The organism is Mesorhizobium sp. HAY1-8B (assembly GCF_056868045.1).
On the sequence record NZ_CP200321.1, the window covers coordinates 43,637 to 63,569 of the forward strand.

22 protein-coding genes, 1 tRNA gene and 1 pseudogene are annotated in these 19,933 nt (G+C 63.0%); 16 read left to right on the forward strand and 8 right to left on the reverse strand.

All coding sequences use genetic code 11. The features are described 5' to 3' along the window. The first annotated feature begins 163 nt into the window (after window positions 1-163). On the forward strand, window positions 164-844 hold the full coding sequence (locus AC1VON_RS00195) for a TonB-dependent receptor (protein ID WP_172348431.1): 681 nt from the start codon (window positions 164-166) through the stop codon (window positions 842-844). 118 nt (window positions 845-962) lie between these two features. On the opposite strand, the gene AC1VON_RS00200 is transcribed toward AC1VON_RS00195, so the two are convergent. Further along, window positions 963-1,047, reverse strand: a tRNA-Leu gene (locus tag AC1VON_RS00200). Between the two features lie 18 nt (window positions 1,048-1,065). Here AC1VON_RS00200 and AC1VON_RS00205 point away from each other — a divergent pair. The 3 genes from AC1VON_RS00205 (at window position 1,066) to AC1VON_RS00215 (ending at window position 2,506) form a co-directional block, all read left to right on the forward strand. Beyond that, window positions 1,066-1,227: a hypothetical protein gene (locus AC1VON_RS00205; RefSeq protein WP_483119909.1), complete on the forward strand. Its 162-nt coding sequence runs from the start codon at window positions 1,066-1,068 to the stop codon at window positions 1,225-1,227. Between the two features lie 93 nt (window positions 1,228-1,320). Next, complete coding sequence (locus tag AC1VON_RS00210; RefSeq protein WP_172348430.1) at window positions 1,321-1,908, forward strand: YqaA family protein; 588 nt, start codon at window positions 1,321-1,323, stop codon at window positions 1,906-1,908. A gap of 79 nt (window positions 1,909-1,987) precedes the next feature. Continuing rightward, on the forward strand, window positions 1,988-2,506 hold the full coding sequence (locus AC1VON_RS00215) for a disulfide bond formation protein B (protein WP_172348429.1): 519 nt from the start codon (window positions 1,988-1,990) through the stop codon (window positions 2,504-2,506). 17 nt (window positions 2,507-2,523) lie between these two features. On the opposite strand, the gene AC1VON_RS00220 is transcribed toward AC1VON_RS00215, so the two are convergent. From AC1VON_RS00220 to AC1VON_RS00230, 3 genes are all read right to left on the reverse strand, one after another. Next, window positions 2,524-2,787: a hypothetical protein gene (locus tag AC1VON_RS00220; RefSeq protein ID WP_483119911.1), complete on the reverse strand. Its 264-nt coding sequence runs from the start codon at window positions 2,785-2,787 to the stop codon at window positions 2,524-2,526. A 30-nt stretch (window positions 2,788-2,817) separates the two neighbouring features. Then, entirely contained in the window at window positions 2,818-3,375 is a 558-nt protein-coding gene (locus AC1VON_RS00225) for an HNH endonuclease (protein WP_027031236.1), read from the reverse strand. A 128-nt stretch (window positions 3,376-3,503) separates the two neighbouring features. Further along, window positions 3,504-4,145 carry a DNA-3-methyladenine glycosylase family protein gene (locus AC1VON_RS00230; protein ID WP_172348428.1) on the reverse strand — a complete coding sequence of 214 codons (642 nt, stop codon included), beginning with the start codon at window positions 4,143-4,145 and terminating at the stop codon, window positions 3,504-3,506. Between the two features lie 76 nt (window positions 4,146-4,221). On the opposite strand from AC1VON_RS00230, the gene gluQRS reads away from it, so the two are divergent. Both gluQRS and AC1VON_RS00240 read left to right on the forward strand, forming a co-directional pair. Beyond that, the gene (gene gluQRS / locus AC1VON_RS00235; RefSeq protein ID WP_483119914.1) at window positions 4,222-5,097 is read left to right on the forward strand and encodes a tRNA glutamyl-Q(34) synthetase GluQRS; all 876 of its coding nucleotides are present in this window, start codon (window positions 4,222-4,224) and stop codon (window positions 5,095-5,097) included. A 150-nt stretch (window positions 5,098-5,247) separates the two neighbouring features. Next, window positions 5,248-6,144, forward strand: coding sequence for a DMT family transporter (locus AC1VON_RS00240; protein ID WP_172348426.1), 897 nt, complete (start codon window positions 5,248-5,250; stop codon window positions 6,142-6,144). A gap of 79 nt (window positions 6,145-6,223) precedes the next feature. On the opposite strand, the gene AC1VON_RS00245 is transcribed toward AC1VON_RS00240, so the two are convergent. Further along, window positions 6,224-7,075: a YihY/virulence factor BrkB family protein gene (locus AC1VON_RS00245; protein WP_056576173.1), complete on the reverse strand. Its 852-nt coding sequence runs from the start codon at window positions 7,073-7,075 to the stop codon at window positions 6,224-6,226. A gap of 58 nt (window positions 7,076-7,133) precedes the next feature. Between AC1VON_RS00245 and AC1VON_RS00250 the strand changes: the two genes are divergently transcribed. The 7 genes from AC1VON_RS00250 (at window position 7,134) to AC1VON_RS00280 (ending at window position 12,580) form a co-directional block, all read left to right on the forward strand. Then, the gene (locus AC1VON_RS00250; protein ID WP_483119917.1) at window positions 7,134-8,000 is read left to right on the forward strand and encodes an SDR family oxidoreductase; all 867 of its coding nucleotides are present in this window, start codon (window positions 7,134-7,136) and stop codon (window positions 7,998-8,000) included. Between the two features lie 26 nt (window positions 8,001-8,026). Beyond that, a complete protein-coding gene (locus tag AC1VON_RS00255; RefSeq protein WP_027031242.1) occupies window positions 8,027-8,218 on the forward strand; it encodes a twin transmembrane helix small protein in 192 nt (63 codons plus the stop codon). 19 nt (window positions 8,219-8,237) lie between these two features. Continuing rightward, window positions 8,238-8,819 carry a cob(I)yrinic acid a,c-diamide adenosyltransferase gene (locus AC1VON_RS00260; RefSeq protein WP_483119919.1) on the forward strand — a complete coding sequence of 194 codons (582 nt, stop codon included), beginning with the start codon at window positions 8,238-8,240 and terminating at the stop codon, window positions 8,817-8,819. A gap of 31 nt (window positions 8,820-8,850) precedes the next feature. Further along, window positions 8,851-9,651: a rhomboid family intramembrane serine protease gene (locus AC1VON_RS00265; RefSeq protein WP_483119920.1), complete on the forward strand. Its 801-nt coding sequence runs from the start codon at window positions 8,851-8,853 to the stop codon at window positions 9,649-9,651. Window positions 9,652-9,885: 234 nt separating this feature from the next. Continuing rightward, window positions 9,886-10,635, forward strand: a complete 750-nt coding sequence (locus tag AC1VON_RS00270; RefSeq protein ID WP_096450679.1) for an electron transfer flavoprotein subunit beta/FixA family protein — start codon at window positions 9,886-9,888, stop codon at window positions 10,633-10,635. A gap of 20 nt (window positions 10,636-10,655) precedes the next feature. Beyond that, window positions 10,656-11,585, forward strand: coding sequence for an electron transfer flavoprotein subunit alpha/FixB family protein (locus AC1VON_RS00275; RefSeq protein WP_140772305.1), 930 nt, complete (start codon window positions 10,656-10,658; stop codon window positions 11,583-11,585). 116 nt (window positions 11,586-11,701) lie between these two features. Then, window positions 11,702-12,580, forward strand: coding sequence for a 3-hydroxybutyryl-CoA dehydrogenase (locus AC1VON_RS00280; protein ID WP_483119923.1), 879 nt, complete (start codon window positions 11,702-11,704; stop codon window positions 12,578-12,580). A 19-nt stretch (window positions 12,581-12,599) separates the two neighbouring features. Here AC1VON_RS00280 and AC1VON_RS00285 read toward each other — a convergent pair. From AC1VON_RS00285 to AC1VON_RS00295, 3 genes and pseudogenes are all read right to left on the reverse strand, one after another. Continuing rightward, window positions 12,600-14,565, reverse strand: a pseudogene (locus AC1VON_RS00285) (PAS domain S-box protein). Window positions 14,566-14,740: 175 nt separating this feature from the next. Beyond that, on the reverse strand, window positions 14,741-15,379 hold the full coding sequence (locus tag AC1VON_RS00290) for an NrsF family protein (protein ID WP_172348420.1): 639 nt from the start codon (window positions 15,377-15,379) through the stop codon (window positions 14,741-14,743). Window position 15,380: 1 nt separating this feature from the next. Then, on the reverse strand, window positions 15,381-15,932 hold the full coding sequence (locus tag AC1VON_RS00295) for a sigma-70 family RNA polymerase sigma factor (protein WP_172348419.1): 552 nt from the start codon (window positions 15,930-15,932) through the stop codon (window positions 15,381-15,383). Between the two features lie 445 nt (window positions 15,933-16,377). On the opposite strand from AC1VON_RS00295, the gene AC1VON_RS00300 reads away from it, so the two are divergent. The 3 genes from AC1VON_RS00300 to AC1VON_RS00310 all read left to right on the forward strand — a co-directional run bounded on the left by AC1VON_RS00300 (window position 16,378) and on the right by AC1VON_RS00310 (window position 19,913). Next, entirely contained in the window at window positions 16,378-17,424 is a 1,047-nt protein-coding gene (locus AC1VON_RS00300; RefSeq protein ID WP_483119926.1) for a hypothetical protein, read from the forward strand. Window positions 17,425-17,433: 9 nt separating this feature from the next. After that, window positions 17,434-18,786: a hypothetical protein gene (locus AC1VON_RS00305; RefSeq protein ID WP_483119928.1), complete on the forward strand. Its 1,353-nt coding sequence runs from the start codon at window positions 17,434-17,436 to the stop codon at window positions 18,784-18,786. Between the two features lie 119 nt (window positions 18,787-18,905). Continuing rightward, the gene (locus tag AC1VON_RS00310) at window positions 18,906-19,913 is read left to right on the forward strand and encodes an iron ABC transporter substrate-binding protein (protein WP_483119930.1); all 1,008 of its coding nucleotides are present in this window, start codon (window positions 18,906-18,908) and stop codon (window positions 19,911-19,913) included. Window positions 19,914-19,933: the final 20 nt, after the last annotated feature.

Here is a 19,933-nt window from a genome sequence, read left to right on the forward strand (position 1 = left end):
CCAATCTGCACCGCAGAGACCCTGTCGCGAGCCGTATGGGCAAAGTCGTCCACACGAATGGCACACCGTCACATAACTGTAATGGCGCGCGCCTAGCAAAATCACCGCCACATCCAACGCGCCGCTCCATCCCGATGCGGCCGCTACATCTCGAGGAAAGACCATGCTTTTGCGCACCATCGTCGCCCCATTGGGCGTCTGCTTGTCCATGGCCACATCAGCCTTTGCCGCCGATCTGGTCGAAGCCCCGCCACCGGCAGCGCCGACCTGGACGATTGCAATAGAGGGGAGCCCGGAATTCTACGCCATCGACAATGGCAGCAACACCGCCCGGTCGCTTGCCGACACCTATTTCAAGCTCAGCGTTTCGCACAATTTCGACAACAATTTCGTCGGTGGCATCTTTATCCAGCCCACCTTCAAGACCGGTGGAAAATCCCAGTACTACGCCGAGGCCAGCCTCGGCTACAAAATCAAGGTCACGGATGCCTTCACCCTGACCCCCAGCCTGGGGCTCGGCTACACCTGGCACGATACGGGCATCATCAAGGATGCGGATGCCAATGCGAATGTTCCTTACTACGCCCTCTATATCGCGGGCGATTGGAAGGTCTCCAAGCAATGGACCTGGAACGTCTTCAACTTCCGCTACCGCAATGCCTTCAACACCACCTGGGAAACACCCAAGCTGGCCACCGGCTTGACCTACAGCATCGACTCCACCAACGCGGTCTATGCCAGTGTTGGCTATTCCTGGAAGAAGACCGATACCACTTCAGCCCCCTACAACGATCTCGCGGGCGACAAATGGAATATCGCGATCGGCTATAAGCACTCGCTCTGAACGGATTGGAGAGGGCGCAGGCTGGCGTTGTAGCCGGTCTTCGCCCTCAATCCTGTCGGCGGGGTTTGCCCTGCATCATGGGCAGGCGAGCAATACGGATCAGTTCCTGAACATGGAATGGTGCCCCTAGCCGGGATCGAACCAGCACTCCTTGCGGAACTCGATTTTGAGTCGAGCGCGTCTACCAATTCCGCCATAGGGGCTCAGGCCGGACAGCCTGGATGGGCGCGGACTATACGGTCGGAGGCCTGTTCGTCAACTGGCCAATTCTCAGCTATCCCCGGATGCGACCAACTGCGCCTTTCGATTTCGTGGCGGCGCTGCCATTGTGCGGCGCGGAAAATCTTTCTAGACAGGCGGCGCATGAAGCGTGGCGCGTCTGAGGGGACCGACGCGCAAGCCTGTGCCTCTGTTTTCATCCCTGCCGTTGTCCCCGGGCGGCTGCGCATTTTGGACCACATGCAGTAGGAGAGCCGATGCTTCGCGGACTGTACGACTGGACCTTGTCGCTGGCGGCCCGCAAATCCGCCGAATGGTGGCTGGCCTTCATCGCTTTCGTCGAGAGCTCTGTGTTCCTGGTGCCGGCCGATGTGCTCTATCTGCCGATGGCGCTGTCGCGGCCGGATCGTGCCTATCGCTATGCGCTGATCGCCACCGTCGCCTCGGTGCTGGGCGGCATTGCCGGCTGGTTCATCGGCCACTACGCTTATGAGGCGCTGGCACGGCCGATCCTCGAATTCTACGGCAAGTATGATGAGTTCGAGCAACTGCGCACCTCGTCGGGCGTCGGCTTCATCATCCTGATGCTGATCACCTCGGGTGCGGCGCACCTGCCGCCGATCAAGGTGGTGACGATCCTGTCCGGCGTCATCGGCGTCAATCTGGCGCTGTTCATCGTGCTGGCCATCGTGGCGCGCGGCGCCCGTTTCCTGCTACTGGCCTGGCTGTTGCGCCGCTATGGCGAGTCGATCCGCGAGTTCATCGAAAGGCGCCTTGGCCTGATCGTCGGCGCTGCCGCGGCTGCCCTGATTTTGCTCTATATCCTGATCAAATACGCCCTCTGAGGCCCCGCCCTCAAAACCGGGTGACGGTTTTGAGGGCAAGCGGACCCGGCGGGTGGCGAACACAACGGACGAAAGACCCATGACAGCGACCATGAATGTCGATACCGGACGCCAGCGGACGCGGACTGCCCTGTTTCTCGCCGTCGCCATGGCCGCGACCGTCGGCTCGGCGCTCGGCTTCCAGTACATTGGCGGCTACATCCCCTGCCATCTCTGCCTGGAACAGCGCACCCCCTACTATATCGGCGTGCCGCTGATGGTGCTTGCGGTGATCGCATCGATGCTGCGCGCGCCCGCATGGCTGACGCGCGGCCTGCTGGGCATTGGCGGTCTCTTGATGCTCTACGGCCTCTATCTCGGCGTCTACCATTCCGGCGTCGAATGGCAGTGGTGGGCCGGCCCGACCGACTGCACGGCGGGCGCCGGCCCGGTGGACACCGGCGGCAAGGGCGTGCTCGACGCGCTCGACAAATTCGTGCCGCCCTCCTGCGACAAGGCGGCCCTTCGCATCCTCGGCCTGTCGCTGGCCGGTTGGAACGCCATCGCCAGCCTCATCCTGGCCGCCGTCGCGTTCCGGGGTGCGCTAGCCCGCGACTGATACGGATCAGGACAACTTCAGACCTGCTCGACGCTGAGGATGTTCATGGCTCCGTGTTCCCCAAGATACGCAGCGAGACAGTCCCAGAAATCATCGAGCAGGGCCTTTGCGTCGGCGTCAAAGTCATTTCTTGCGACCAGCAGAAGCTTGCCGTCCGCGTAGGTACAGCTGGGCTGCTGGTGCCAAGTTCGTTCGGCGTGAAACTCTTGCTCTATGTCGACGGCGGCTTGCGGGCCTAGCGACGGCGCAACGTCAAGGCACTCGATCGTGATCTTGTACATGCGTCGGCCAATCGGCTCCCGGCACCGACATTATGGCTCCAGCTCGACATCCCAATAGAGATAATCCATCCAGCTTTCATGCAGATGGTTCGGCGGGAACAGGCGGCCGTTGTTGTGCAGATCATGCACCGTCGGCTGATAAGGCTTCTGCAGCGGAAACATCTTGGCGTGCGCCGGCATCATGCCGCCCTTCCTGAGGTTGCAGGGCGAACAGGCGGCGACGACATTCTCCCAAGTCGTCGCGCCGCCGCGATGACGCGGGATGACATGGTCGAAGGTCAGATCCTCGGGCGTGCCGCAATACTGGCATTGGAAGCGATCGCGCAGGAAGACGTTGAAGCGGGTGAAGGCCGGATGCCTGGACGGCTTCACATAGGCCTTCAGGCTGACCACGCTCGGCAGCTTCATGGAGAAGGTCGGCGAGGACACCGCATGCTCGTATTCTGCGACGATGTTCACCCGGTCGAGGAACACCGCCTTGATGGCATCCTGCCAGGACCAGAGCGACAAGGGGTAATAGCTGAGCGGACGGTAATCCGCATTCAGCACCAGTGCTGGAAGCCCATCCGGAGATACGGCAACCGTCACGTGTTTACCTCCTTGGTTCTAGACCCGAACGGCGCGGATACTGTAAGCCCGACATGACAGGGATGTGAAGCGGATTGTCGCTTGCCCAAAGCGTCAAAACCCCCCGATTTTTATGCTTTTTTGCGGATTCAGGACGGCGGCGCGGCGTCCCTGCCCCTGGTTTCGCGATAATAGGACCAGAAAAGCCGCGATGCGACACCTCGCCACGGGCTCCATGATTCGGCCAATGCGATCAGTGTTTTCTCCGGCGGACGCGGGTCGATGCCGAGCGCATGGCCGACCGCCGTTTGCAACGCGACATCGCGCGCGGGAAAGATGTCAGGGTGCCCGGCGGCAAACAGAAGGTACACTTCCGCCGTCCAGGGGCCGATGCCGGGCACCGCGGTCATCGCCGTGATCGCATCGGTCGCGTCGAGCGAACAGAGGTGATTGAGGTCGAGCCCGTCGGCCACGGCCTGGGCAACCGCGATGAGTCCGCGCTGCTTGGGCCGCGACAGGCCGGCCTCGCGAAACATGTCCTCACCGGCGGCAAGGATCGCCTGCGGCGTCAGCGGGTCGACCAGCTTCGTCAGCCGGCCGAAGATCGCATCGGCGCTCGCCCGGGAGACCTGCTGCGAGACGATGATCGAGGCCAGGCTCCTGAAGCCCGGCTCGGACAGCCTGAGCGGCACTTCGCCGGCCATGCCGCGCACCTTTTCCAGGCGCGGATCGATGATGCAAAGCGCATCGAGCCCGCGGGCAATGTCGTCCAGTGTCGCGATGCGTTGCATGGGTTTCCTTGTCCTGGAATGTGCCGCAAGGTAGCAACCGCCGAAACAGCAGCACAACCCGATTGCCGCCCGAGACATGACGCTCCTGACATTCCGCTTCGCGCCCAGCCCCAACGGCGAACTGCATCTCGGCCACGCCTATTCGGCGCTGCTCAACCAGAAGCTCGCCAAGGTCACTGGCGGCCGCCTGCTGCTGCGCATCGAGGATATCGACACCACGCGCTGCACGCCGCAATTCGAGGCGGGCGTGCTTGCGGATCTGAAATGGCTGGGGCTTGGCTGGGAAGAGCCAGTGCGCCGCCAGTCCGAGCATTTCGCGGAGTATCAGGCGGTGCTTGACCGGCTGATCCACGAAGAACTCGTCTATCCCGCCTTCATGAGCCGAGGCGACATCAGGGCCTTCATCGCCGACAGCGAAAAGCGCGGGCGTGACTGGCCGCGCGATCCCGACGGCGTGCCGCTCTATCCCCCCGCCGACAAGGCGCTGCCGGTGAAAGAACGCAAACGGCGCATCGCCGGCAACGAGCCTTTTGCCTGGCGGCTGGATGTCGGCGCCGCCAGGGCGCGTGTCGGCAAGGTCCTCGCCTGGACCGAATTCACCGATGAGACGCTATCCGCGACGCGCCCGGTCGAGGCCCGTCCACAGGATTGGGGCGACGTGATCGTGGCACGGCGCGACATCCCGACCAGCTACCACCTCGCCGTCATTGTCGACGACGCCCTGCAAGGCGTCAGCCATGTCGTGCGCGGACAGGACCTGTTTTCAGCCACCGGCGTGCAGCGCCTGCTGCAGGAATTGCTCCGGCTGCCGCAACCCGCCTACTTCCACCATCGGCTCATCCTCGGGCCGGACGGGCGAAAACTGTCGAAGAGCCTTGGCGACACTGGCCTTGCCAAGCTGCGCGGGGCCGGCGCGACACCTGCCGACATCAGGCGGATGGTTGGTCTGTGAGCCCAGCGAGGCTCTGGAAAGCCCTGTCGAACCCACCGCTCCGTTGAATTCCCGTGATGCATGGATCAATCGTTTCATTTTGCACGCTGCGTTGAACGGGACTAGAGCATCGCCACGGTCAACTCTCCCCAACGCGGCGGTCTCCGGAAAATGCACGGCATCAAGCGGTTCATCCCCGCAACCTTCGTCGTCCTGTGGGCGACCGGATTCATCGGTGCGCGCTACGCCATGCCATGGGCGGAGCCTTTCACCTTCCTCGCCGCGCGTTTCGTCATCGCCGCCATCCTGCTGGCTGTCCTGATGCCGGTGCTGGGCTCGAAGCGAGCCACCCGCAAGGAGGCGCTGCACGCCACCGGCGCCGGTGTGCTCATGCATGGCGTCTATCTCGGCGCCGTCTTCTGGGCCATCCACAGGGGCATGCCGGCCGGGTTTTCAGCCCTGATCGTTGGCCTGCAACCGCTGATCACGGCGGTGCTTGCCGGCAAGTTCCTCGGCGAGGCAATCCTGCCGCGCCACTGGCTTGGCCTTGGCATTGGCCTGATCGGCATCGTCATCGTGCTGTGGCCAAAACTCGGGGCGCTGGGCGGCGGCGTGACCGTCGCGACCCTGACCGCCTCGCTGGTTTCGGTGCTCGGCATGAGCGCCGGCACCATCTGGCAGAAGCGTTTCGCTTCCGGCGGCGACCTCGTGGCCGCCACCATGTGGCAATATGTCGGCGGCGCCTCGCTGATGATCCTTGCCGCGCTTGCCTTCGAGACACACACCGTCATCATCAACGGCGAACTGATCTTCGCCATGGCCTGGCTCGTACTGGTGCTGTCGCTCGGCGCCATCTTCCTGTTGATGGTGATGATCCGCGACGGCGAGATGTCAAAGGTCGCCTCGCTGTTCTACCTTGTCCCGGCGGTAACGGCGATCATCGCCTGGGCGTTGTTCGACGAGCAACTCAACGCGCTGCAGATCGTTGGCATGGCCATCACGACTTTCGGCGTTGGCCTGGCAACGGCGCGGCAGACCAGGGGAAGAATCGAGGAACTGAGGAACTGAGGAAAGCGGCCAAATCTGGCGCTGTGTGCTTCTTGTTCAATTCCTCAATTCTCGGCTCCTCAATCCGGCCGGTATCGGCTCAGCCGACCCTTGCACGCGCCTCCAGATAGCGGCTGATCGCGGCATTGAGCTCGCCGCCAAGGATGAAGATCGCCGAGACGATGTAGAGGAAGACCACCGCGATCATGATCGAGGCCAGTCCGGCATAGGTCGTCACATAGGACGAGAAATGGTCGAGATAAGTGGCGAACATCGTCGAGCCGATAAGCCACGCCGCCAGCGTGAAGACGATGCCCGGCACCAGCGAGACGAAGCGGCGCTTGCCGGCCGGCAGCCAGTAGTGCACGGCAAACAGCCCACCAATGATGACGGTTGAGGCAATGACGTAGCGCCACAGTGTGATCGTGCCGGTATAGGGCTTGATCCACTCGAAATGGGCTTCCGCCAGCCGCGCCAGCAACGGCGCGAACACCAGGAGCACGCTGATCGCCAGGAACCCGGCGGTGGCGATCAGCACGAAGAAGATGCTCTGCACACGACGGTAGATGATGCCGCGCGTCTCCGTGACGCGATAGGCCCGGTTGAGCGACGTGCGCAGCGCCTCGATGCCGTTCGAGGCAAAGTAGGCGGCGAGCAGCACGCCATAGGTCAACAGGTCGGTGCGCCGGACGGTCAGCACATTCAGCACCTCATGCGCAATCGGCTTGGCGATCTGATCGGGCCAGGTGTCGAAGACCAGGTGCACGGCCGTGTCGGCAAAGGCCTCGGCGCCAAGGAAGCTGCCCAGCGTCGTGGCGAAAATCAGGAACGGAAACAGCGCCATCAGCGAAGTGATCGCCAGATGGCTGGCCATCGCCCAGCCGTCATCGGTGTTGAAATGACCGAGCGCGTCGTAGAGCACGCGGCGCAGGGCGACAATATTCCGCAGCAAAACGCGCGCTCCCCTTCGATTGTCTAGACGCCGCGAATATGGGAAGTGAATGCGGCAAATGGCAACCCTTCGTCAAACCACGAATTCTCCAGCGGCGGAGTTGCGCACCGTCATCGTCACCGGCGCGTCTTCGGGGATAGGTGCCTATTGCGCCCGAGCGTTGAAGGCCGAGGGCTGGCGGGTGTTCGCGACGGCACGCAAGCCGCAAGACATCGCAGCCCTCGAAGCGGACGGCATCGAGGCTTTTTACCTCGACTACGGCGAACCGGATTCTATCGCCGCCCTGGTGACTTCAGTGCTCGAACGCACCGGCGGCCGGCTCGACGCCTTGTTCAACAATGGCGCCTACGCGCAGGCCGGTGCGGTCGAGGACCTGTCGGTGGCCGCGCTCAAGGAGCAGTTCGAGGTCAATTTCTTCGGCTGGCACGATCTGACCCGCCGTCTGGTCCCGGTGATGCGCCGCCAGGGTCATGGCCGCATTGTCCATTGCTCATCGATACTCGGCCTCGTGCCTGTGCGCTTTCGCGGCGCCTATTCGGCGTCGAAACATGCGCTCGAGGCCCTGATGCTCTGCCAGCGCCAGGAACTGGAAGGCAGCGGCATTCATGTTTCGCTCATCGAACCGGGACCGGTGAAATCGAAGATCGCCAGCAACGGCCTGCCCTGGTTCCTGAAAAACATCGATATCGAGAATTCCGTGCACGGTGCGGACTATGCCGCGCAGCTGGAACGGCTGCGGGCCGGCGGCAGCCAATCGGCGCTGAAGCCTGGGCCGGAAGTGGTCCACAAGGTTCTGCGCCATGCACTTCTGTCGCGGCGCCCGCGCCCGCACTATGTGGTAACGGTGCCGGCCAGGATCGGCGCTGCATTCAAACGCATCCTGCCGGCATCGATGCTCTACCGCCTGATGGCCAAACGCGCCTGAACGCGAAAACAACTGGAAACGCAACAATGGCAACCGTCTTCAATATCCTCGCCATTCTGGTCATGGCCGCCGTGGTGATCGTGCTGATCCGGGGCCTCATCAACATGATGCGCGGCGGTTCCGGCGTCACCTCGAACAAGCTGATGCAGGCACGCGTCATGCTGCAGGCCGTGGCGCTGGTGCTGATCCTGCTGGCGGTGTATTTCACCCGCAAATGAGCACCGTTCGGGAGGCGATGTGGTCAAGCTCAACAAGATCTACACCCGCACCGGCGATGACGGCACAACAGGACTCGGTACTGGCGAGCGGCGGCTGAAATCCGACCTGCGGGTGGATGCCTACGGCACGGTCGACGAGGCCAATGCCTGCATTGGCGTTGCCCGTGTCCACACGGCAGCGAACCACCTGGCGATCGATGCCATGCTTTCGCGCATCCAGAACGATCTGTTCGACCTCGGGGCTGACCTTGCCGTACCCGACGACGGCAAGCCGCTTGGCTATGAGCCTTTGCGGATCACGCCCGTGCAGACCGACCGTGTCGAAAAGGATATCGACCTCCTCAACAAGAATCTGCAGCCGCTCAAATCCTTCGTGCTCAACGGCGGCACGCCCGCTGCCGCTGCCCTGCATCTTGCCCGCACCGTGGCACGGCGGGCCGAACGGCTGATGGTGGCGCTCGCTCAAGATCCGGGCGAGCATGTCAATCGCGACGGGCTGAAATACATCAACCGCGTCTCGGACTTCCTGTTTGTCGCCGCCCGGGCGGTCAATGACAATGGAAATGCCGACGTGCTATGGGTTCCCGGCAAGAACCGCTGAACGGACCGAAAGCGGGAGGGGCCAGACACGCATGTTCATCCCGCTTTACGACACCAACAGGCTGCGCCACATCCGCCTGCAATATGTGACGATCGGCCTGATTGTGGTCAACGCTTTGGTCTATTGCGTCACCGCGCTCGGCGGCGAGAACTTCACCAACGCCGCCGTGCTTGGCCTCGGCTTCATCCCGTCCGTCGTCCATGACACGGCCGAACTCGACCCTCGCTTTGTCGTCATCCCCGAAAGCCTGAGCTACCTCACCTATTCCTTCCTGCATGCCGACATCTTCCACCTTGGCGGCAACATGCTGTTCCTGTGGGTGTTCGGCGACAATGTCGAGGATGCCCTCGGCCACATCCGCTACCTCATCTTCTACCTCCTGTGCGCCGTCGCCGGGGCCGCCTTCCAAAGCTTCGTCGCCTGGGACTCGCAGGTGCCGCTGATCGGCGCCTCCGGCGCCATCGCCGGCGTGGTCGTCGCCTACCTGATCCTCTATCCCAGGGTGAAGGTCTGGGTGCTTGCCTTTGCCCGCATACCACTGCGCATTCCGGCCTTCATCCCGCTTATCCTGTGGGTGCTGTTCCAGGTCTTCATGTTCGCTGCTGGTGGCGAGGATCAGATTTCCTGGGCCTGCCACATCGGCGGCATCATTGCAGGCGCGGTGCTGGTGCTTGTCCTGCGCAGCCGCGGCGTGCCGCTTTTTGCCGGCGCCGACGAGGATACCGTGGTTCCCGCTCCCGACCAGCCACCGGTCGCGGCTCAGCCAGCGGCGCCCGAACCACCCACCACCACGGCGCGTTGGGGCCGGGGAAACCCTGCTGGCCCAAACTGAACCGATTTGAGCCGCTTTCAGCGTATTGACGTCAAGGGTTGCCCCAACTACGGAAACGTCTCCGTCCGAGCCCAAGGCTGTTAAGGAGCAGTCAAAGGCGGGCAAAGACCAGAATTTCCATCCGGCCAGAATTCCGTCTGGCCGGAATTCAGTCAGGAATGTCGGCTTTCGACAACTCAGAACGGGCGCAGGCTGTTATAGCGCGCCCAACTAGCGTGAAGAGGTGACAGGCAAATGAAGATCCTTGTGCCCGTGAAGCGGGTTGTGGATGCGAACGTCAAGGTTCGCGTGAAGGCTGATGGTTCGGCGGTTGAACTCGCCAACGTCAAGATGGCGATGAACCCGTTCGACGAGATCGCGGTGGAAGAGGCGATCCGGCTGAAGGAAGCCGGCAAGGCCGAGGAGATCATCGTCGTTTCGATCGGCCCGCAGCAGGCGCAGGAAACGCTCCGCACCGCGCTCGCCATGGGCGCCGACCGTGCCATCCTGGTCAAGACCGACGAGCAGACGGAGCCGCTCGGCGTCGCCAAGGTGCTGAAGGGCGTCGTCGACGCCGAACAGCCCGGCCTCGTCATCCTCGGCAAGCAGGCGATCGACGACGATTCCAACCAGACCGGCCAGATGCTGGCGGCCCTGCTCGGCTGGGCGCAAGGCACCTTCGCTTCCAAGGTCGTGCTCGACGGGGACAAGGCCAAGGTGACACGTGAAGTCGACGGCGGCCTGCAGACGGTGGAACTGAAGATGCCGGCGATCATCACCGCCGACCTTCGCCTCAACCAGCCGCGCTATGCCTCGCTGCCCAACATCATGAAGGCCAAGAAGAAGCAGCTCGACGAGAAATCGCCGGCCGACTACGGCGCCGACGTCAAGCCGCGCCTCAAGGTCATCAAGACCGAGGAGCCGGGTGGCCGCAAGGCGGGCGTCAAGGTCAAGAGCGTCGCCGAACTGGTCGACAAGCTCAAGAATGAAGCCGGCGTGCTCTGAGATCGGAAGGAACAGATAAAATGGCAATTCTCCTCATCGCGGAACACGACAACGCCACTCTTTCCGACCAGACCGCCAAGGCGCTGTCGGCAGCCCTGCAGATCGGTTCGGACGTGCATGTGCTGGTGGCCGGCAAGGGCGCCAAGGGCGCTGCCGACGCGGCCGCCAAATTGAAGGGCGTGAGCAAGGTGCTGCTCGCCGAAGCCGACGAACTCGCCGAGCGCCTCGCCGAACCGACGGCAGCCCTCGTCGTGTCACTGGCTGGCGGCTACGACACCATCATCGCGCCGGCGACTTCGTCGGGCAAGAATGTCGCGCCGCGCGTCGCGGCGCTGCTCGATGTCGCGCAGGTCTCCGAGATCATCGAAGTGGTCTCGCCTGATACCTTCAAGCGTCCGATCTACGCCGGCAACGCCATCCAGACGGTACAGTCGACCGACGCCAAGAAGGTCATCACCGTGCGCACCGCCTCCTTCCAGGCGGCGCCCGAGGGCGGCTCTGCTGCTGTCGAGACCGTCAAGGCGGCCGCCAATCCGGGCCTGTCCTCCTTCGTCGAGAACAAGCTGTCGGAGACCGATCGTCCGGAACTGACCTCTGCCAAGATCATCATTTCGGGCGGCCGTGCTCTCGGCTCGTCGGAGAAGTTCCAGGAGGTAATCCTGCCGGTCGCCGACAAGCTCGGGGCCGCGGTCGGCGCGTCCCGCGCCGCCGTCGATGCCGGCTATGCGCCGAACGACTGGCAGGTTGGCCAGACCGGCAAGGTCGTCGCTCCCGATCTCTACATCGCGGTCGGCATCTCCGGCGCCATCCAGCACCTCGCCGGCATGAAGGACTCCAAGGTCATCGTCGCCATCAACAAGGACGAGGAGGCCCCGATCTTCCAGGTTGCCGACTATGGCCTCGTCGGCGACCTCTTTGTCATTCTGCCGGAGTTGCAGAAGGCGCTTTGACGCTCTCTGGCAAAGCGTATTAAATGCTTGGGGTGGGGTAGACGAAGTCGCCCCGCCCTTTTAGTTTGCACCGCACAAAAAGCAGGCTGCAAAGGCCTTTTGACGGGATCGGTGTAATGAGCAAGATCGAGACGATCGGCATCATCGGCGCGGGCCAGATGGGTGGGGGTATCGCCCATGTCTCCGCGCTTTCGGGCTACAAGGTGCTGATCTACGATATATCGCCCGAACGCATCGAGAAGGGCATAGCCACCATCAGCGGCAACATGGCCCGCCAGGTGGGCTCCGGCAAGCTCGACGAGAAGCTGCGCAACCAGGCAATGGCGCGCATTGCCTCGGCACCGGCGATGGCCGATCTCGCAGGCGTCGATCTGGTGATCGAGGCGGCAACCGAGGACGAAACCGTCAAGCGCAAGATCTATACGCAGCTCTGTCCGCAGCTCAATCCCGAAGCCATTCTGGCGACCAACACCTCGTCGATCTCGATCACCCGGCTTGCCGCGCAGACCGACCGGCCGGAGCGTTTCATCGGCATACATTTCATGAATCCGGTGCCGCTGATGAAGCTGGTCGAGCTGGTGCGCGGCATCGCCACCGAGGACCAGACCTTCGAGGCCGCGAAGGCCTATGTGAAGCAGCTCGACAAGACGATCACGGTCTCGGAGGACTTCCCGGCCTTCATCGTCAACCGCATCCTGCTGCCGATGATCAACGAGGCGATCTACACGCTCTATGAGGGTGTCGGCTCGGTCGACGCCATCGACACCGCAATGCGGCTCGGCGCCAACCATCCGATGGGGCCGCTGCAGCTGGCCGATTTCATCGGCCTCGACACCTGCCTGTCGATCATGCAGGTACTGCATGATGGCCTGTCGGATTCGAAGTACCGGCCCTGCCCGCTGCTGGTCAAATATGTCGAGGCCGGCTGGCTCGGCCGTAAGACCGGGCGTGGCTTCTACGATTATCGCGGCGAGCATCCCGTTCCGACGCGCTAGAGTATCCGCCGGCCGCCGCTCACGACGCCGCGGCGAGAGGCTTGGGCGCTTCCGACCCGTGGTCGATGATACTGCCGTCCGGCGCCACGCAGACGCATCCGCGGCCGGCGGCCTTGGCCGCATAGCAGGCGGCGTCGGCCCTTGCGATGATCTCATCGGCTTCGCCGCAGTCGGCATTGATCGCCGCCAGCCCGATACTGGCGCCGATCGCGTGTGGCCGGCCATCCCAGGTGAAGTTCAGGCCGGCTATCGCATCGATGATGGAGCGCGCCGCGATCCTGGCACCGGCGGTCGAACCAGATTTCAGGATGACGGCGAATTCGTCGCCCCCCAGGCGTGCGACGATGTCCTCGGGACCAAGCACGCCGCGTACGGCCTCGGCGACCTGCTTCAGCAAGGCGTCTCCGGCGGCGTGACCGCCCGTGTCGTTGACCAGCTTGAAATGGTCGAGGTCGATGAACATGAACTGATGGCCGCTCCCAGCCGTCGTGCCGTCCTTGCGCGCCTGCTCGACCAGTTCCTCCATCGTTCGGATGAAGCTTCGAGCGGTTGGCAAGGCCGGTCAATGCGTCATGCGCCGCGGCGTGGGCAAGCTGACGCTGCAGCGCGCGCGCATCGGTGAAGTCCTGGAAGACGATGACCAGCCCGCAGAATTCGTTGCGCTCGTTCATGATTGGCGACACGACCTGGCGGATGCTGCAGCGTGTGTTGTCGCGGCGGATCAACACGGCGCGGCTGTTCTGGTCGGAGGGAACCTCCCCGCTGATTGCCGGCCGCGTCACGCCGATCCTGTGACCCGTCTCCTCGTCGACCGCCCAATAGACATGGCCGAGCGTCTTGCCGAGAGCCGCCTCGCCGGAAACGCCGGTCAGCTTCTCGGCAACCGGGTTCATGAAGGTGACGCGGTTCGCCGCATCGGTGCAGATGACGGCATCGCCGATCGACTGCAGCGTCACCCGCAGCCGCTCCTTCTCATCGGCCAGCATTGCCGCCGATACGGTCAGACGCTCCTCGATCTCCTTGCGCCGGGTGATGTCGGTCAAGCTGCCGATGGCCCTGATCAGACGCCCATCCTCGTCGCGCTCGATGGCCTTGCCGCGGTCGAGTATCCAGATCCAGCGGCCGTCCTTGTGGCGCATCCTGAATTCGGCTTCGAAGAATGGGGTCTTGCCGTCAACGTGGGCACGATCCGCTTCGGCGACGGTCTCGCGGTCGTCGGGATGGATCATGGTCAGCCAGTGGTCAGGATCGCCATCAAGCTCGCCCTCGTCGAAACCCAGCATCTTGACCCAGGTCGAGGAATAGGTTGTGCCGCCCTTGCGCATGTCGAGGTCCCACACGCCCTGACCGGCGCCGGCGAGCGCGAAATTCCAGCGCGTCTCAGCCTCGGCGATGCGCGCCTCGGCCTGCTTGCGCGCGTCGATGTCCTCGATCTGCGAGACGAGATAGAGCGGGCGACCGCTTTTCTCGTCACGAATGACGGAGCCGGCAAGATGCGCCCAGACCGGCGTGCCGTCCTTGCGCAGATAGCGCTTCTCGAAGTGAAACGCATGGGCGGTCCCTGCTTTCAGACGGTCCATCGTTTCGCGTCCGATCTGCAGATCGTCGGGATGCGTGATCTGGAAAAAGGTCAGCGCCTCGATCTCGTCGCGGCTGTAGCCAAGCATGGTGGCGAAGGCCGGATTGGCTTCGAGAATGCGCCCATCCAGCCCGACAATGGCGATGCCGATCGCCGAATCCTGCATGGCCCGGCGAAAGCGCTGCTCTGTCTCCGCCATCTGTCGTCGATCTTCCGAGATGCGGCCGATGGAAAGGTAGGCGAAGAAAAGCGCGCAGACTGTCACAGCTACCGATACCTGGAGACAAAGTCTGAGCGTTTCCGCGCCAAGATCCAGCCTGGACAGCACAAACGAGGCCGACACCACGCCAAAACCGGCCACAAGCAGCGCCAGCGCTGCATGCTTGTAGGGTCCCGGCCCGATCATTCCTCGCAAAGTCACGATCTGTACCACCCCCGTGGGCAATCGCTTTTTTCCGTTAAACCCTGAAGGATCGATTTTAAGGAAAGGTTGCCCCGGGGCACTGGCGACATGCCAACCGGCAAACAATTGCCGGCATGATTAAGGATCGGTATGCGCGAGGGTGGTCGCAGGTATCCTGTTACCAGCGCACGAAGAACCGCCCGCCAAGCGCGCCAAGCAAGGCGAGCGCAGCGATCGCGATCGTGTACCACGTGGCGACGAAAAGCGGCGAATCGTCGAAACAGTGCGCGGCGTAGAAGGTCGCCGCCAGTCCGCCGGCGAGTAGCCCCGCGACGGCGCCGGCAAGCACCGGCCGCGTCGGCGCGCCGTAGCGCAGCATCCACAGGAAGATCGCCAGCGGGCCAATGCCGATCAGCGGAATGAAGCTCATGCAGATCATCATGTTGGAACCGATCATGCGCGTGCCCCACAACGCTTCCGGCACCATGAAGAGCTCCAGAACCACCGCCACGGCCACCAACAGCGGCGCGGCAACCATCCCCGCCATCGCCAGACCTGTCGGGGCACCTGGCGTCGACAAAGCGCGGATCAGGGCGAAGGCACTGACCGCCAGCACGATGGTGAAAACGAATTTCGACAGGAAGCGCATCGTATGCGCGGCCACCATGAAGTCGGGGCGTGGGCCGATCGTCAGCAGGAAAACGACTGCCGCGATGACAATGGCCGCACCGGCAGCCAGCCACCAGGCCGAACGCAACGGCATCGCCTTGCTGCTTGCATCGGCGTCGAGCGCCTTGATGAGATCTTCGGTCCTCATGTCATTCCCGCCCGAATCGCCCCTGCCCAAATCGCCTGGCTATGGCGGCAAGCCCGCGATGCAGCGACACACGCACCGCCGTCTCGCTGATGCCGAATTTCGCAGCCGTCTCGCCGATCGAGCGGCCTTCCACGGATACGGCCGCGACCACGGAACGCTGTGCCGGAGGCAACCCGTCCAGGGCCCGGTTGATGTCGCGCTCACTGACGGTTTCGGTTTCCGGCTCGGCGAAGGTCTCGGCGATATCGTCGACATCGATCTCGATGCGCCGACCGCGCCGCCGGAACGCGTCGATCAGCTTGAAGCGGGCGATCGCATAGACCCAGGGCAGGACCGATGCGTCCTGGCGCCAGGTATGCCGTTTCACATGAATGGCCAGCAAGGTTTCCTGCACGACATCCTCGGGATCGACCCCGCCCTGCACGATCTTTCGCCTCACAAAACCGCGGACCAGCGCGGCAATCCGGTGGAGAAAGTCGGCATAGGCCTTTTCATCTCCCGCGATCGCGGCCCGCAACAGCCGGGAAAGCTCGGCCTCGTCCTTGCCGCTCACAAGAGTTCACTCCCCGGTTTTCGCGCCTCGGCGCAGATTTGTTACGTGGCCGGCGAAATAATGTCCAAGCCAAACTATGGGCAAGTCACGAAAGTTTGCGAGGCAACCCACGAAACTCCATGCGGGATTCCCAGGCTCCCGGCCGCCCTGGGTGAGAAACAGCGCGGTCAAACCCTTCGTTGACGCAACGTAAGCCCTACTATAGCGTGAAAGGATCGGAGGGAGGCCAAGATGGATTTCATAGAACGCATTTTTGGATTTTCTCCCGACAATGGCTCGGGAACTTTCGAAGGCAGCATTGTCATTGCGGTCATAGTCCTTATCGCCGCGATCTACTTCTATAGAAGACAGAGATCACCGAAAAAGTAGCATTCTAGACAGCTGGCGGCGATACCTCCGCCAGAAAAGCATCGCCTTTGCGTCCTCTCAGCGTGGGAAACACGATATGGCAGGATCTCTGGTCAACCACATTCGAATTGCCGTCCTTTTGTTGTTCGCCGCCGATTTCTGGAAGCGTCTCGCGGCCGGACTGAAGGTGCTGTTTGCCACGATACGCATGCTGCTTTGCCGGCTGGTCAAGGGCCAGCCGCTGCCGAAGCCGGCACAGAACGATTGCTGTATCCAGCTGCCGCCCGATATCTACAAGCGCGCCGATCCGCTTCTTTATGCCCAATACTACCTTATGGCGCAGGGGCTCGCCGTTACCTGGGACAATCCCGATATCGACATTTTCGACGGCGCCGCACTGGTCACCGGGCCGCTTCAGCCCGCCCGTCGATATCGCGTCCGCGTCCGCGTCTGGAACGGGTCCTATGACGCCCCGGCGGTCGGAGTGGGGGTGGCGCTGTCCTATCTCTCCTTCGGCGCACAGACGGTTTCTCATCCGATCGCCAGCACTGCCGTCAATCTCGGCGCCAAGGGCACGATCGATTGCCCTGCCTATGCGGAGTTCAGTTGGACCACGCCAGCCATTGGCGGCCATTACTGTCTCCAGGCACAGCTCTCCTGGGGCGATGACGCCAATCCCAACAACAATCTTGGCCAGAAGAACGTCAACATCGCCCAGATGCAGTCTCCGGCAAAGTTCGCCTTCACCGTCCGCAACGAAGCTTCGGCCGCCCGCCGCTTCCAGATCGAGGCGGACTGCTACGGCCTGCCGAAACTGCGGCCATGTGTCCCGGAGGCGCCACACGGCCAAGGTCGGGGCGACACGCCGTTGCCACGCCTGGCCGAGAGCAAGGCGCGCTGGGCGAGAGCTTTGGAAGAACAGGCCTATGGCCGGTTTCCCGTCCCGGATGACTGGTCGGTCAGGATCGTTCCGGACACGCTTTCCCTGCAGCCGCGCCAGGAGGCCGAGGTTGCTGTCGAGATCGAACCGAAGGACGCCGCCTTCCGCGGCACGAAGACCTTCAACGTCCACGTCTTCACGATCAGCGAGAGCGGATCGCGCACCATGACCGGCGGCGTGACGCTGACGGCGACGAAAGGCTGAGGCGCTCCGATGGCCTACAAGCACTATACGAGCTGCTTTCTCTATCCCGCCGGAGGCAAGCCCTACAATGAGGACGACCGGCTGGCCTTCCTCGCCGGCCAGGCGCTGCAGATCATCGTCATCACCGGGCTGGCGGCCGCCTTCGGCTTGCTGCTCGGGCCGGTCGGTGCGGCCCTTGCCGCAGCCATCGCATTCCTCTCTTCGGCCACGGCAACGATCGACAAGGCCGCCGCGGAATGGCTCAACCATCGCCTGGTCTGCCTCGACAAGGACAATCCGAAATGCGCCGTCGGGATCGTGTCCTACAATCCGTTCCGCAGCGATCTCGGCGCCTTCGACAATGACCAGTATTTCGACGTCATCCTCATGCCGCATCCGACGGCCGAAATCCTCAACGCCGAAACGAACCAGACGGCTCTTGCCGCCGCCAATCGCTACGATGCCAATGGCACTGTCGTGTCGGAATTTGCCGCCAAGGTCACGGCCCATCCGGCAAACGACATTCTCAATGACGGCTTCCAGGGCCATGAATTGCTGCTCCCACGCGATGACCTGAAGACGGATCTGGGCTATGCGCCCGCCGACGACCATGCACGCTGGGGCCTGCACTGCGAGGCCGAGGGCGACTTCTGGATCAAGATGCGCCAATGGGCGCCGGCCATCGTCATCCTGCTGACGGCGGCCCTGGTCGTGACCGCGGCTGCGGCGGCCGCCGGCGCAAGTGTCGGCGCGGCTGTCGGTTGCGCCATAGGATCGTTCTTCCTGGGTGCGGTGGGGTGCGCCATCGGCTCGTTCCTTGGGGGATTGCTCGGAGGGGCCATTGGTGGCGCCATCGGCGGAGCGGCATCCTACTTCGGTGCAGTCAAACCGGTCCTGGATGGGCTGTTCAACTGGAACCCCGGCAATGTCGAGGACGCCAATGTCGGCGACAAGGCGCTCGGGCCCATAAGGATGGGCGATCATGTCGCCGTCCTTGGCGAACATGTCTATGACGGCTACCACAAGGGGTGGCATGAGTTTCATCCCCTGATGGCGGTGGTCAAATTCGATGCCGCGCCCGGTGTCGACGCAAAGCACTATCTTCAATGGAATCCGGACTTTCCCGATACGGGCACGGTCCCGCCCAAACCTCCGGGCGAAGCCACCGACCTCACCGCTCAGGATATGCGCGACGGACTCGGCAGCGCGGCGTTCAAGACACGCTGTGAGAATTTGCGCAGAACCTGGTGCGCCATGCTGAATGACGCGTTCGATCCCGAGACCAAGCGGACACAGCAGGGGCTGGACCAGCGCTGGACGATTCATCCCATGATCGACGGCTGTATCCCGGAGCCACGGCCGCCGGGCCCACATATCGGGTGACATGTCGCCATCAATGCCGCGAAGCGCAAAACCGTAATGAACGGAATTCAATCTTGACTAGTGCATTCATGAATTGATACTCGGTCGCATCCGCAGCGCGGACAACCCGAGGAGACCTTATGAAATCCCCCCTTCTTGCCCTTGCCGGTGTCGCCGCATTTGCAATCAGCCTGGCTGCCGGTCCGGCGATGGCCGAGGATGCGGGCATCATCGTCTACAACGCCCAGCACGAAAGTCTGGCCAAGGAATGGGCCGAAGGTTTCACCAAGGAAACCGGCATCAAGGTCACGCTGCGCAATGGCGGCGACAGCGACTTCTCCAACCAGATCGTCGCCGAGGGTGCCGCCTCGCCCGCCGATGTGTTCCTCACCGAAAACTCGCCGGCCATGGTGCTGGTCGAGAATGCCGGCCTGTTCGCGCCGGTCGACGCCGACACGCTGGCTCAGGTGCCGCAGGACTATCAGGCGGCCAGCGGCAAATGGGTGGGCGTGGCCGCGCGCAGCACTGTCTTTGCCTACAACACCACCAAGCTCAAGGCCGACCAGTTGCCCAAGTCGCTGCTCGACCTTGCCGACCCGAGCTGGAAGGGCCGCTGGGCGGCCTCGCCCTCGGGCGCCGATTTCCAGGCCATCGTCAGTGCGCTGCTGCAGCTCAAGGGTGAGGCCGCGACGGCGGACTGGCTGAAGGCGATGAAGGAGAACTTCACTGCCTACAAGGGCAACAGCACCGTGATGAAGGCGGTCAACGCCGGCGAGATCGAAGGCGGCGTGATCTACCACTATTACTACTTTGGCGATCAGGCCAAGACCGGCGAGAACAGCAAGAACGTCGCGCTGCACTATTTCAAGAACCAGGATCCGGGCGCTTTCGTCTCGGTCTCCGGTGGCGGCGTGCTCGCCTCGAGCAAGCATCCGAAGGAAGCCCAGGCTTTCCTGAAGTGGGTGACGGGCAAGGGCGGCCAGGAAGTGCTGAAGAACGGAACCTCCTTCGAATACGCGGTCGGCAAGGGCGCGGAATCCAATCCGAAACTGGTGCCGTTGGCCGATCTGCAGGCACCGAAGGTCGACGCCGCGACGCTGAACTCCAAGAAGGTCACCGACCTGATGACGGCAGCCGGCTTGCTTTAGTTTCTGTTCGTCCTAATAAG

Bases quoted from the DNA above. Each gene is read 5' to 3' on its own strand.
- AC1VON_RS00195 (WP_172348431.1), top strand. From the start codon at position 164: ATGCTTTTGCGCACCATCGTCGCCCCATTGGGCGTCTGCTTGTCCATG.
- AC1VON_RS00205 (WP_483119909.1), top strand. From the start codon at position 1,066: ATGGGCGCGGACTATACGGTCGGAGGCCTGTTCGTCAACTGGCCAATT.
- AC1VON_RS00210 (WP_172348430.1), top strand. From the start codon at position 1,321: ATGCTTCGCGGACTGTACGACTGGACCTTGTCGCTGGCGGCCCGCAAA.
- AC1VON_RS00215 (WP_172348429.1), top strand. From the start codon at position 1,988: ATGACAGCGACCATGAATGTCGATACCGGACGCCAGCGGACGCGGACT.
- AC1VON_RS00220 (WP_483119911.1), bottom strand. From the start codon at position 2,787: ATGTACAAGATCACGATCGAGTGCCTTGACGTTGCGCCGTCGCTAGGC.
- AC1VON_RS00230 (WP_172348428.1), bottom strand. From the start codon at position 4,145: ATGCAACGCATCGCGACACTGGACGACATTGCCCGCGGGCTCGATGCG.
- gluQRS (WP_483119914.1), top strand. From the start codon at position 4,222: ATGACGCTCCTGACATTCCGCTTCGCGCCCAGCCCCAACGGCGAACTG.
- AC1VON_RS00240 (WP_172348426.1), top strand. From the start codon at position 5,248: ATGCACGGCATCAAGCGGTTCATCCCCGCAACCTTCGTCGTCCTGTGG.
- AC1VON_RS00250 (WP_483119917.1), top strand. From the start codon at position 7,134: ATGGCAACCCTTCGTCAAACCACGAATTCTCCAGCGGCGGAGTTGCGC.
- AC1VON_RS00255 (WP_027031242.1), top strand. From the start codon at position 8,027: ATGGCAACCGTCTTCAATATCCTCGCCATTCTGGTCATGGCCGCCGTG.
- AC1VON_RS00265 (WP_483119920.1), top strand. From the start codon at position 8,851: ATGTTCATCCCGCTTTACGACACCAACAGGCTGCGCCACATCCGCCTG.
- AC1VON_RS00270 (WP_096450679.1), top strand. From the start codon at position 9,886: ATGAAGATCCTTGTGCCCGTGAAGCGGGTTGTGGATGCGAACGTCAAG.
- AC1VON_RS00275 (WP_140772305.1), top strand. From the start codon at position 10,656: ATGGCAATTCTCCTCATCGCGGAACACGACAACGCCACTCTTTCCGAC.
- AC1VON_RS00280 (WP_483119923.1), top strand. From the start codon at position 11,702: ATGAGCAAGATCGAGACGATCGGCATCATCGGCGCGGGCCAGATGGGT.
- AC1VON_RS00290 (WP_172348420.1), bottom strand. From the start codon at position 15,379: ATGAGGACCGAAGATCTCATCAAGGCGCTCGACGCCGATGCAAGCAGC.
- AC1VON_RS00300 (WP_483119926.1), top strand. From the start codon at position 16,378: ATGGCAGGATCTCTGGTCAACCACATTCGAATTGCCGTCCTTTTGTTG.
- AC1VON_RS00305 (WP_483119928.1), top strand. From the start codon at position 17,434: ATGGCCTACAAGCACTATACGAGCTGCTTTCTCTATCCCGCCGGAGGC.
- AC1VON_RS00310 (WP_483119930.1), top strand. From the start codon at position 18,906: ATGAAATCCCCCCTTCTTGCCCTTGCCGGTGTCGCCGCATTTGCAATC.